Source organism: Rahnella sp. Larv3_ips, assembly GCF_003697865.1.
Lineage (GTDB): Bacteria > Pseudomonadota > Gammaproteobacteria > Enterobacterales > Enterobacteriaceae > Rahnella > Rahnella rivi.
In genome coordinates, this window is sequence record NZ_MJIB01000014.1 from 389,152 (window position 1) to 402,520 (window position 13,369).

Here is a 13,369-nt window from a genome sequence, read left to right on the forward strand (position 1 = left end):
AAGACCTGATAGGATTTTTGGCCCTGCAGGCGCCAAGGAAAGGAAGAACCACGGGAAGGAGATACAGGATGTGTACTGACATTTTCTATGCACCATCGCCCATAACACGACGACAGGCAACGACTAACCATGCAACTCAGCACACGACAAGCACGTATTTTCCGACTGGCGCAATTGCTCGGTACCGGGCAACCGGTGTCAGCGACAAAAGTCATCACCCGGCTTGCCTGTTCAGAACCGACATTGACGCGGGCGTTAAAGGAATTACGCGAAACCTACTCTGCTGAGATCAAATACAGCAAAGCCACGCACTCTTATCAGATGACCGACGCGGGCTCGCTGGATAAAAAGACCCTGCGTCAGATGGCTCAGGCTTTACATTCCAGTGGCGATCTCAAAACCGAAGAGCAGGTTAGCCACGTCTCGCTGGATAAAGAAAAGAAAAAGACAGTGTCGCTGTCATTGCGCATGTCAGTGGTGAGAAAAATCGACCGCCTGGCGATGCTGGTGGAGACGTCGCGCAGTGATGCTGTTGAAATGCTGGTTGACCGCTGTATTGCTGACGTGATGACCGCACTGCGCCAGCCTGAAAAATCACTGCAAAAATAACCTCATGACTTTCTCTGTCGTTCCGGCGTTCAGACCGGAACGACAGCACTCGCGCCCCTTACAACATCACTTTCGCCGCCATTTCCCGGCTGTAATCCCGGCTGGCATCCACCAGCACGCGGGTGTAATCATCACGAATATCCCCGCGCAGCAGCGCATCGGTTTCCAGCGTCTCGAGGATCCTGCCGAATTTCATCACCGCGACACGCTGGCAGAGATGGGCAATAACGCCCAAATCGTGCGTCACCATCAGATACGTCAGCCCTTCCTCTTTTTGAAGATCGAACAGCAAATTGAGGATTTCGGCCTGCACTGACACATCCAGCGCAGACGTCGGTTCGTCGAGCAACAGCACGCGCGGTTTGAGGATCAGCGCACGCGCAATGGCCACGCGCTGACGCTGGCCGCCGGAAAGCTGATGCGGATAGCGGCTGCGAAACGCCCGGTTCAGGCCGACTTTCTCCAGAATGGTATTAATCCGCTGATCCCGCTGGTCAATACGGTGGATTTGCAACGGCTCCTCCAGAATATCGCCGATGGTGTGGCGCGGATGCAGCGAACCGTAGGGATCCTGAAACACCATCTGCACCAGCCGGCAGCGGTCACGGCCAATCCGGTGTTCAAGCTGCTGGCCGTCGATTTCCAGTTCACCCTTCCAGTGGGTAAACAGCCCTGCCAGACATTTCAGCACCGTGGTTTTACCCGATCCGGATTCCCCCACCAGCCCGAAAATCTCGCCTTCGCGCACGGCAATATTCACCTCTGTCAGCACCTGCGTGGTTTTCGCCCCTTCGCCAAACGTCAGGTTCAGGTTACGCACGTCAATCATGGTTTTCGCTGTCATATTGGCTCCTTAGTCGGTCAGCCAGCTGGCCTGACGTTGCATCACCGGCAGCGGATAACGGCGGTTATCCATGTCCGGCAACGCGTTGAGCAGGCCGCGCGTGTAGGGATGCTGCGCGTTATCCAGATCGGTGGCAGCAATAGATTCGACCACGCGCCCGGCATACATCACCAGCACCCGGTCGCAGAAGCTGCGCACCAGATTGATGTCGTGACTGATAAATATCAGCCCCAGACCGCGCGTTTTCACCAGATCGTCGAGCAGCGCCAGCACCTGTAAACGCACGGACACATCCAGCGCTGAAGTGGGTTCATCGGCTATCACCATTTCCGGGTCGGTGATCAGCATCATGGCGATCATGATGCGCTGCCCCTGCCCGCCGGAAATCTCGTGCGGATAGAGGCCGTACACCCGTTCGGGTTCGCGGATGCGCACCACATCGAGCATGTTCAGCACTTTGCTTTTGGCCTCCTGATAGGAACATGTGTGGTGCGAACGCCATGCTTCGGCAATCTGGTCGCCGACGCACAGCACCGGGTTCAGCGAGTATTTCGGATCCTGCATAATCATCGAAATGCGTTTTCCACGCACCTGACGCATTTGCTTCGGCGTGGCGTTAAGCAAATCAACATCACCAAACTGCATCCGCTCGGCGGTGATCCGCGCTTTCGCGGGGTGCAGTTGCAGCAAGGCGCGCCCGACGGTGGATTTCCCGGAGCCCGACTCACCGACGATAGCCAGTTTTTCCCGCCCGAGCTGGAAAGAAACGCCGCGCACCGCCTGCGTCACCTGACGACCATTCACAAAGCTGACGTGCAGATCGCGCACGTCGAGTAACGCCGGAGCGTCAGTCATTCCGGGGATCAAGGATGTCACGTAGGCCATCTCCTAAAAAGTTGAACGCCAGGCTGTTAATCAGGATCGCAAGACCGGGGATGGTCGCCACCCACCAGCACTCCATCATGTACGTACGGCCGCTGGAAATCATCGCGCCCCACTCCGGGTCCGGCGGCTGCGCGCCCAGGCCGAGAAAGCCCAGCCCGGCGGCGGTCAGGATAATCCCGGCCATGTTCATGGTGATTCGGATGATCACCGACGGCAGGCATAGCGGCACGATGTGACGCCACAGCACCCGCACCGGACTTGCCCCTTGCAGGCGCACCGCCGAGATAAAATCGGCCTGGCGTAATGAGAGCGTTTCGGCACGCGCCAGACGCGCAATCGGCGGCCAGGCAGTGAGCGTAATGGCGATCACCACATGCTCCAGCCCCGGCCCGAGCGCGGCAACAAACGCCAGCGCCAGCACCAGACTCGGGAAGGAGATGAAAATGTCGGTGACGCGCATCAGCACCATATCGGTTTTACCGCCGAAATAACCGGCAGTGACGCCGAGCAGCAACCCGAGCGGGCCAACGGTCACCGACACCAGCAGAACGATGTACAGCGTGATGCGCGAGCCATATACCAGACGGCTGAAAATATCGCGGCCAAACTCGTCGGTGCCGAACCAGTGCGCCGCCGACGGCGGGCTGAGCGCGTTGTTTAAATCCTGCACCAACGGATGGAACGGGGCGATCCACGGGGCGAAAATCGCCACAATCATCAGCACCAGCACAATCGCGCCACCAATGGCTGTCAGCGGATTGCACGCCATCTGCCACAGAAAATGGCCTACCCGGCCAAACGCCCGTTTCACGCGCTGACGTTTTTCATCGCCCGCGCTGAGCGTTACAGAATCGAGGGAAAGGGTCATACTTTTGTCCTCGGGTCAAAGACCTGATACAGCAGGTCAGACAGCAGATTGAGCACCACAAAAATCATGCCAACCACCAGCACGCAGCCCATCACCGCGTTCATGTCGCCCAGCATCAGGCTGCTGGTGAGATACGAACCGAAGCCCGGCCAGGAAAATACCGTTTCGATCAGCACCGCGCCTTCCAGCAGTGAGCCGTACGCCAGCGCCACCACGGTCAGAAGCTGAACCAGAATGTTGCGGAACGCGTGATTCCACAGCACATCCCATTCGCTCAGCCCCTTGACCCGGGCGGTGATGATGAATTCCTGTGAAAGCTGCGCCAGCATAAAGCTGCGGGTCATGCGGCTGATGTACGCCAGCGAGTGGAAACCGAGCAGCGAGGCAGGCAGGATCAGGTGATTAAGCGCGTTGCGAAACACTTCCCAGTTTCCGGCAATCACTGAGTCGATCAGCATAAAACCGCTGTGACGCGTCACCTGGCCGTCGAGACTGAAATCCAGACGCCCTGCGCCGCCCACCCAACCGAGCCAGGCATAGAACACCAGCAATCCCATCATCCCTACCCAGAAGATCGGGGTGGAATAACCGGCCAGACTGATGATACGCACCACGTAATCCGCCACGCTGTTGCGTTTCGCCGCTGCCAGCACGCCTAACGGAATGCCGACGCCTGCGCCGAGGATGATCGCCAGCGTCGCCAGCTCCATGGTGGCAGGGAACACCCGCAGAATGTCCTGCGTTACCGGTTTACCGGTCAGCAGCGCGTTTCCAAAATCACCGTGCGCCAGCCCGGAAAGGTAGATGCCGAACTGTGTCCACAGCGGTTTATCAAAGCCGAGCTGATGGTAAACCTGCTGATAGGTGCTGTGGTCGGCATCCGGCCCGACAATCGCCAGCACAGGATCCACCGGCATGACGCGGCCAATAAAAAACGTCAGCAGCAGCAGGCCAAACAGCGTCACCGCTACCTGCACCAGACGTTTGCCAATTCGCCCGGCGGGGAACGACATCCGTGCAGTTTGCTTAGTAGCAGGAGCCGGAATTTGCATGGTCATAACCCTTTACCTCCGGTTGGCCGGGCGTCGGCGGTATCGTCTTTGTAGACGTCACGCAGGAACGTGGTGGCAGAAGGATGCGGCAGATAGTTTTTGACGTCCTTGCGCACCACGATGGAATCGACCATTTGTGAGAGCGGCACCAGCGCCGGGATCAGCGCGTCGTAGCGTTCCTGAATGGCGAAGTAATCCTGTTTCTGCTTTTCCGGATCCCGCTCAAGCAGCGCCTGATCGATATCCGTGTTGAGCTGTTTGTCATAAAAACCGGTGCGCCAGCCCTGAAAATTGGTCAGCCGCGCCGCATCGTTGTTGTCCGGGTTATACACCAGGGCGCGCAGGCTGGAATGCGGATGCGGTTCCACGCCGCTGCCGCCGCGCCCGACCAGCATGTCGAACTTGCGTTCACGCATCGCACCGTAAATCTGGTTGCCGGTACCGGTGACGATTTTGGCGCGAATGCCCGCCTGCATCAGCGTGGACTGCACCGCAATCGCGATATTGAGGAACGGCTGATCGGCCAGCACCCGCAGCGTGGTATCAAAACCGTCAGGATAACCGGCCTCTGCCAGCAGGGTTTTGGCGCGCGGAATGTCCAGCGTATAACCGGGATCCGGCAATGTGGCAGGCATACCGACCTGAATCGGACGCTGATGCACAATGCCATAACCGTTCATCAGCGCCTTGCCGATACCCTGATAATCAATCAGATAGCGCACCGCTTCGCGCACTTTCGGGTTAGCGAAATGCGGCTCTTTCATGCTCATCGCCACGTAATAAATGGTGCCTTTTTTCACCGTATCGACGGTCATTGCCGGATCGTGGCTCAGGGCCGTCACATCGGACACCGCCATATTATTGGCAATATCCAGATCGCCTTTTTCAATCATCAGACGCAGGGTCTGGGATTCCTGAAAGTGACGAAACACCACGCGCGACAATTTAGGTTCACCGCGCCAGTACTGCGGATTACGGCTCATGTTCAGCACGTCTTTCGCCTGCCAGCTGTCGAGGCGGAACGGTCCTGAACCGGCTTCGTTGGTGGTCAGCCAGCGGTTACCCCAGTCGCCATTCACTTCATGCGCCTGCACGGTTTTACGGTCTAACGCCACCACGCTGCCGAGCGCGGCCAGTGAGTAAATCACCAGTTTCGGATCGTTAGGTTTTGGCAGTTGAATTTCGACAATACCCGGTGACGGCGTGCGCACCATCTCATCGACATTCTTTTTGGTGAAGCCGTACGATTTCCACACCGATGCCTGCGCCAGATTCAGATGCAGGATCCGGCGCATCGACCACACCACATCGTCTGCGGTGACCGGATTGCCCGAGTGGAATGTCACGCCTTCGCGCAGATGGAATGTGATCAGATTACGAGCGTCGTTGACCTCCCATGAGGTCGCCAGCGCCGGGCGGACATTCGTCAGTTCCTGCGGATCGAGCTCAATGAGGGGGTCATAGAGATTCACCACAATGCCGACGATATCGTTACCGGTCATCGCGGCCGGATCGAGCGTCAGCAGGTTGTTCATGTTCATACCGATAAGCAGCTGGTCGGGCGGCGTTTTCGCCTGCACCGCCCCGCCACTCACCGTAAGCAGGAGCGCGAGGATCCACGCCCCGAAGGGTGTGCCTGTGTTCATGATGTACCTTCCGGGTAGAGTCAGAGGTTTATTATTTTTTTCTGCCCGCAGGTCAGTCTCGGCTGACGGTATGGGTTTCTATGTAATCAAAATTGATGTCCTCTCCGAGGCCAGGGCGGTCAGAAAGATGAACAAAACCCTGTTCATCCATCGGGTCAACGATGCTGTTGAGGTACGCAGCAGGTTCGTCATATTCAAGGAACGGGTGCAGCAGGCCGCGTTCGTACCAGCGACAGTTGCGGATAGCGCCGACCACGGCCAGGCTGGCCGCGCCGTTGCCGTGCACTTCGCAGTCCATACCGAAGGCTTCGGCCAGGCTGGCGACTTTCATGCACGGCGAGATGCCGCCCACGCCGTTGGCTCCGGCGCGTAAAATGTCGCAGGCGCCGGCTTTCACCCAGTCCGCACGGCTGTGATGTTTGCCGCCGAGACTTTCCGGCCCGATCACATCGATGGAAAGGTTTTCCGCCAGCCACGCGTAAGACGCCATGCTCTCTTCTTCCATCGGTTCTTCGAACCACGCGAAGTTGAGTTTTTCCAGCGCCTTGCCAATGGTCAGCGCCTGACTGCGGCTGTACCAGTGATAACCGTCGAGCATCAGCTCGATATCCGGCCCCACCGCTTCACGCACGGCGGCGCAGGCTTTGATGTCCATTTTCGGGTCTGGCGCAAACGCCACCGGCGGCATCCAGGTGTGCAGCTTGATGGCCTGATAACCGCGCGCCACCAGTTTTTCGGCAAACTGGCCGAATTCATCCGGCGTCGATAACCCGCCCTTCAGCTCATCGCCGCACATGGTGCTGCCGTACGCCGGCACTTTCTCGCGAAAGCCGCCCAGCAGTTTGTGCACCGGCATCTTCAGTTTGCGGCCAATCAGATCCCACAGCGCCTGCTCGACAAACGACAGCGCCCGTTCGGTCAGCTGATGCGCACTGCCGCGCTGCCAGTGCACCAGATCCTGCCACAGGCGTTCGCGGTCAAACGGGTTCTGACCGATCAGCACTTTTCTGAAAAAGGCGTTCACGACGTGCGGACGCACCACTTCCGGCGGCGCGAAGGAATACCCGCAATCGCCTTCATCGGTGGTGATGGTTAACATCGCCATTTTTGCCAGACTTTCTTCACCCGGATGCGAATGACCCGCGCTGTCGGAAACACGGCGAGTCGGATAAGTAAAAACAGAAACTTCAACAGAACGTATTTTCACAGCGATACCTGCCATTACTGAGAGAGTTAACACCCGTCAGGGCGCTCCAAATTGCGCGTTCCATCGGCTTTGTGAGCGCACTCACACTTCGTTAAAACCGCAATCCAACATTAATAAAATAGCGTTTCATAATTGAAGTTAGCCACTTTTTTTGCACATTTCCACGGCTAAAAGCCGAAAATTTTGCCGTATGTTTGTGCATCCGCACGGGGGAATGTGAGCATTTTCACGAAAGCAGGAAGAAGTGTGATCTGTACTGGAAGTAGGCGGAAAGAATGTAGGGATAAAAAACCCTGACACAATGTGCCAGGGCAATTTGAGGAAGGAATAAAGTGCCTGATTAACCGGAAATCGTCGGGGTATAGGTGCGCTGATCCCAGGAGATTTGGAAGGTACCGGTGTTGCCGAAATTATCCCAGACCGTGACTTTTACCGGAATGATTTTGGGTGTCCATGCCGGCCAGTGGTGACAATAATTGTCGATACTGTGAGACGCTTCCAATGCATGAAGCGTGACCACGCCTTCGACACTGGCCGGTGAAACGATCCAGGATCTTTTCCCGCAGTTTTCGTTTATATCCAGCATGTAGTGGTATTCATACGGCTCATAATTTGTCTCATCCTGACAATCATGCCCTGAAGTAAACAGAAAACCGAATTTCTTCATGTCAGGTGGAACTTCCACACCCCAGGCAACAATATGCCCGCCGTGCTCTGGCGTATAATCAAGAAGTGACTGTACATAAGTATCGGCTGAATGTGCTGAGCTGTAACCGTACATCCCGATTTTCTCTTTTGTGTTGTATGGCGCACAATGAGTTCGGTTGAGAACAGCGGTTTTTTCATTCAGGAGTTTAACCTCAGAATTTCCGACATCAGGCTTAATTAAAACCTGTTTACTCCTGACAACCGCATTACTTTGCGAATGACTTGACCCACCCCAGTTATTGGCATGATAAGTAATATGCACGGTGTCACAGAGCGTACTCCAGCCTTTCTCGACAATCGTCAGCTTTGAAACATCTGAATAATCAATTTTTGCTAAAAATGTCAATGTCACTTTAGACGAGGCATAAGATGACCATTGCCCTGTTGAGGTCAGTGCAGTGGTAATACAGGCAACATCCGGAATGTTCAGGCGTACAGAAATATCTTTTCCTGCGCTGGCAGTATGGCTGTAAATATAAACCGGTATATCACAAATACCGTTATCCGCTGACGCAATGACACGGGGGCCGGAAGCATAATTAACCGGGTTATTCCATTCATTGGCGGTAAAGGTATAGCACGCACCTTTTGTCCCATTAAAAACCAGCACATCATCATTATTGTGCGTATTAATCAGTTCGAGGCGTGGAGTTGAATACTGTTTCTTATACTCGGTAATAAAATCACTGACCATCAGATTAAGGTAATGCCCCTGCGCATCCACCGCAGAGACTGAAATTTTCGCCGGAGCCTGGTTACGGCCGTTAGCATACAGCGTAGATTTTGAATTGGTGCTTTCCGCATAGGAAATTGCGAGGCTCGAGATACTCTCGCAGACATCCCATACGCTGGTTATCCCTCTGACAGAGATATAACACTCGGGATAAGCGCCAGTGGCTTTACCTTTCGCCGTGCCCGAACGTCCGTGCCCCGGGATATCCAGATGGACGGCAATATTCACCAGGTCAAAGGCAGTACCATTAGGCGCAATATAGAGATCGCATTCTGCATCTCCGGTTTCTTTACCTACCCCGTAAATATCATAGGTATTTTGATTCGATAATTTCTCTGTTAATACTGGCTGGTAATCAGAGCCATCGCTTTTCTGGTAAAGCTTCCATGAACCATTATTCTGATAGAAACTCCCGTCTGTTTCATACACGCACAGACAGGCAACGCTTTTTAAATCAGCGACCGTGAGGGGTAAGGTTTTCCCGTTTTTATCAACAGCACGAGCTCTGACTTTAACCGTCAGTTGTGTCTTATTTTTCAGATTATAATTGATGAGCCCGTTTTGTTCATCGTTATATTTTAAGAAAAGCTCCAGCTTTTCGAAGTGATCAAAGCTGGCCCACACACTGCTGGCAAAGTCATAGTCATCCAATATGCGGTTGCTATTATCCAATGCGTTGTTGCCAGATTCATTGTTGATCTCTGTGTCAGACATAATCATTATCCTTATTAATTAAATGACGCACCACCGATAGGAGTGGCGACAGGAAAAACAATAGCGAAACAGCAGGGATGAACAACTCATTGCGTATCAAAGCCATTCTTTCTGATATTTTTTTATATCACTTCACGCTTCACAATTATTGTCGAAACGGATTAAAAACAAAATGAGAAGCAATGACATGATTTATACGAAGAAACTATTACCCTGTCATTTAGTCACAACGCAGTTTAATTTCGAGAAACAGAGCGAATTCCTGACGGATAGCTGTTCTTACAATGACGTTATATGAGAAAAAGGAATGAATCATGAGTGAAAATTATTATACACAGACGAAGAACTTTATGAGTTCAGTGAATGATGAAGTGGACCCACGCACAGGCCTTTATAGTGCAAGCCTGAGTCTGGGAAACATTGTCGGTAATAACGGCAACGGACCTGAAATTCCCTTTACCATCAGCTATTCCCCCACATCAGAAACCAATATCGGTTTTGGTATGGGTTTTACGACCGGCATGACGATGTATGACAGTCAGAAGAAACGCGTGACGCTGAATACCGGTGAACATTATGTGATCAATGAAAATGGCAACACGTTAAGCGTGCGCCAGATGAAACTGAAAACCTTTGTCATGACAAAAACGTCTTCGGGTTATCAGGTGGTGCATAAAAGTGGCATTACCGAAGTGCTGGGGCTGGTGTGCCAGAATCTCTATTTGCCGGTAAAAATTATTGGTGCTTTTGGACATTATCTTACGCTTACCTGGGATGGCACACACGGCACGCCCCGCCTGACAAAAGTCGTGGATATGGACAATGACGTTCACTGCGCCGTTGACTATCTGGCCAACACGGTTTTCCATTTCACGCCAAACAACAGCGAAAAATATGACATCACGCTGACCACACAGAACAATTTCCTCACCGCCCTCAGCCATTCCAGTGCCGACATCACCTTAACCTGGAACCTTGCTTATACCGCAGGACTGATGAACAGCCAGATCCTGACCGGCATGACCACGCCGCTGGGGCTGAAAAAATCGGTGGTGTACCAGAAGGATCTGATGAAATTCCCGGCCTCTTCCGGCCAGAGAGCGCTGCCCGCCGTGGTCAGTTACACGATCCAACCGGGTATGGGCCAGCCAGATCTGGTGCGTACCTATACCTACAGCAGCAATAACTATCTTGGCTATGGCGGCAGCACCACCTGGAATGCAGACAGCGATTACACCTATTCATTGCCGGGCAGTTATGTGTACGAAAGCACTGAAAAGGTCGTGGATAACACCTCACCGAACGCGCTTTCCACCCGCCGCGTCTACAACCACTACCACCTGATGACGTTATTGGAAGAAAAACAGGGCGGCGACAACAAGCAAACCGCCATGACCTACTACGAAGACGCCGGCAAATCGTTCGACATGCAGCCCGTGCAACTGCAGTGTTTGAAAAAACAGGCCATTACCTGGATTAACAGCGGCTCCAAAAAATATTCGGAAACCACCACCACCGAATATGACACCAGCGGCAATCTGACCAGACAGGTTGACCCCGGCGGCGCGCTGACCGAAATCGTTTATTACCCTGCCTCGGGCGAATCGCAAACCACGGCGGATACCGGCTGCCCTGCCTGTCCGCACGGTTTTGTGCGCTTTGAGAAAAGCCGCAAGGTCACGCCCGCACCCACCAGCTTTGACGCGCCTGTTGAACTGACCTATAGCAAATTCGACAAGCTGGCGACCCTCGATCGCACCAGCGCGGCTTTCCATATTGTCCCGGTGAAAATGACCCGCCTGAACGACGGCGTGAGCCAACTGGTGCGCGAGATAAGCTATCACGCCACCGCGTCGGATAAAGTCAGCTATGGCCGAATTCAAAAGGCCCGGGTACGCGTGGGCAACAGGGTGCAAACGACGTCTGAAAACGCGTTCACCTATGTGAAATCCGGCGAATCACTGATCCACACCCGCACCTTTACCGGCCATGACGCCACCACGCAAATCACTCAGCGCGAGCATTCACGTTTCACCAATAAATTGCGGGCATTTATCAATTCGCAAGGCGTAAAAACCGCGCTGAACTACGATTCGCTCGGACGCCTCGTCCGCCGCGTGATCAATCCGGATAACGGCTTTAGTAATGAGTTGAAAATCGCTTATGCGATGAAAACCAGCGGCGGCCAGGCCAGCGAAATCACCACCACCTACACCGATAATGAAGGGAACGCGCACCGCAAACACTTCGACCGCATGGGCCGTGTTCTTACCGAATGGCTGAACGACAAAGACAAGAGCGCCGGTACCTTCTATCAGATGAAAGAGCATCTTTATGATGCCTCCAGCCGTCTGATTAAAACGCAGGACACCGATTACAAAACCCCAGGCGACACCAGTTCCAAAATGCTGATTGCGCAAAATGTCCTGTTTGACAGCTGGGGCCAGAACTACATGAAAGTGCTGAGTTCCGGCCAGCAGCAACAGCAACAATTTGACCCGATTACCCGTGAAAAAATCGAACAGCTACAGGTCACCCGCGGCAGTACGCTGAAACTGGCTTCTCAGAACACGCTGTATAACAAGCAGAACCTGGCTGACAAAATCACCAAAGTGACCGCCGCTGGCGTGCAGATGTCCACACAGCAACTGCGCCACGACGGGCTTGGACGCGTGCGTGAACACGTTGATCCGCAGAATAATGTGACGCATTACACCTGGGATGTCTTTGGCCGCATGCTCACCCAAACATTGCCGGATGGCACCGTGGTGACAAAAACCTACGATCCGAACTCGACCGACAAACTGATCACCTCGGTGAGCGTCACACCGAAAGGTGGCAATGCCCTGCTGCTGGGCACCCAAACCTTTGATGGTCTGGGCCGTCTGACCACCAGCGTCAGCGGTGGCCGCACCCAGACTTACACCTACTCAGGGGCATGCGCCTCCCCTGCGACCGTGCGCGACAACATGAAAAATCAGCTCAATTATGCCTACATTTCCGAGCTTGACGATGCCGTGGCGTCGGTGAAAAGCAGCAGCGGCGATATCGATCAGCGCTTTATCTACGCCACGCAGACGGGAAAAATGCTCGAGGCGCATGAAGCCAATGGCCGCAGCAAAACCATGAGCTGGTGGCCAACCGGTGAATTGCAGCAGGAAACGTTCTTTATGCCGGGCAAACAGACCCGCACGGCAGGCTACGCCTGGACCCTGCAAGGTCAGCCGCTCAAATACATTGATGTGGCAGGCAACGAACAAACGCTGGATTACGACGATTATGGCCGGGTGATCACCATCAGCGATCCGCAAGTGACCGTGAGTATCGCTTATGACACCGCTGGCCGCGTCAGTTCGCAGAATGCACTCGCGAAAGACGGCACCCGTCTGCTGACCACACTGACCTGGGATGATTTTAACCGTGAAGTTAAACGGGTGATTTCGCCTTCCGGTGCCAGCGCGCTGAGCATCGTGCAAACCTTTACCGCCAGTGATCTGATCGCGACGCGTCAGGTTTCTGACGCCAGCACCGTCATCCGCTCGGAGACGTTCACTTATGATGCCCGTAACCGGTTGATTAAATACGAATGTAGTGGCAGTGAGCCGACGGTTGACGGCTATGGCCAGCCGGTAAAATCACAGACCTTCACCCTCGATGCACTGAGCAACATCACCCGGTGCGTGACGGTGATTGCGGGCGGCGGTACCGATACTGCCACCTTCCTCTTTACCAATTCTCAGGACCCTACCCAGCTGACAGAAGTGAAGCATTCACTGACGGCCTGTTATCCGGCGCACATTGTTCTGCAATACGACGCCAACGGCCGCATGACCCGCGACGAAGCGGGCCGGATGCTCAGTTACGACGCCCTTGGGCGTCTGACCCGCATCTGTGATGCCAGTAACAAGCCGCTCAGCACTTACCACTACGATGCGCTGAATAAGCTGGTCATGCAGTCGCTGACCGGTGATGACCGCCAGTTGTTCTATACCGGCGAACGTCTGGTCAATGAGGCATGCAGCAAAACCCAGAAAATCACCCGATTTATTCCGGGAAACAGTGGCAGCGCGGCAGTCAGCGAAGACGGCTTCGCCAGTTAAGAG

General features: G+C 54.3%; 9 protein-coding genes. 2 read left to right on the forward strand and 7 right to left on the reverse strand.

Features of this window, described 5'->3' with window-relative positions; translation table 11 throughout:
• The first annotated feature begins 129 nt into the window (after positions 1-129).
• Positions 130-609 carry a hypothetical protein gene (locus ED901_RS18420; RefSeq protein WP_056779855.1) on the forward strand — a complete coding sequence of 160 codons (480 nt, stop codon included), beginning with the start codon at positions 130-132 and terminating at the stop codon, positions 607-609.
• Positions 610-667: 58 nt separating this feature from the next.
• Here the strand turns inward: ED901_RS18420 and ED901_RS18425 are convergent, their stop codons facing one another.
• From ED901_RS18425 to ED901_RS18455, 7 genes are all read right to left on the reverse strand, one after another.
• A complete protein-coding gene (locus ED901_RS18425) occupies positions 668-1,438 on the reverse strand; it encodes an ABC transporter ATP-binding protein (RefSeq protein ID WP_056780164.1) in 771 nt (256 codons plus the stop codon).
• Between the two features lie 24 nt (positions 1,439-1,462).
• On the reverse strand, positions 1,463-2,329 hold the full coding sequence (locus ED901_RS18430; RefSeq protein WP_122096951.1) for an ABC transporter ATP-binding protein: 867 nt from the start codon (positions 2,327-2,329) through the stop codon (positions 1,463-1,465).
• Positions 2,301-3,206: an ABC transporter permease gene (locus ED901_RS18435; protein WP_056779852.1), complete on the reverse strand. Its 906-nt coding sequence runs from the start codon at positions 3,204-3,206 to the stop codon at positions 2,301-2,303. Before ED901_RS18435 ends, ED901_RS18430 begins: the two co-directional genes overlap by 29 nt.
• Positions 3,203-4,219, reverse strand: coding sequence for an ABC transporter permease (locus tag ED901_RS18440; RefSeq protein ID WP_122096808.1), 1,017 nt, complete (start codon positions 4,217-4,219; stop codon positions 3,203-3,205). Before ED901_RS18440 ends, ED901_RS18435 begins: the two co-directional genes overlap by 4 nt.
• A gap of 41 nt (positions 4,220-4,260) precedes the next feature.
• Positions 4,261-5,904, reverse strand: coding sequence for an ABC transporter substrate-binding protein (locus ED901_RS18445; protein WP_122096809.1), 1,644 nt, complete (start codon positions 5,902-5,904; stop codon positions 4,261-4,263).
• Positions 5,905-5,956: 52 nt separating this feature from the next.
• Entirely contained in the window at positions 5,957-7,111 is a 1,155-nt protein-coding gene (locus tag ED901_RS18450; RefSeq protein WP_056780159.1) for a mandelate racemase family protein, read from the reverse strand.
• Between the two features lie 340 nt (positions 7,112-7,451).
• On the reverse strand, positions 7,452-9,266 hold the full coding sequence (locus ED901_RS18455) for a hypothetical protein (protein WP_122096810.1): 1,815 nt from the start codon (positions 9,264-9,266) through the stop codon (positions 7,452-7,454).
• A gap of 314 nt (positions 9,267-9,580) precedes the next feature.
• Here ED901_RS18455 and ED901_RS18460 point away from each other — a divergent pair, with 314 nt between their 5' ends.
• Positions 9,581-13,366 (forward strand): RHS repeat protein, encoded by a 3,786-nt coding sequence (locus tag ED901_RS18460; RefSeq protein WP_122096811.1) that lies wholly within the window; start codon positions 9,581-9,583, stop codon positions 13,364-13,366.
• Positions 13,367-13,369 lie beyond the last annotated feature (3 nt).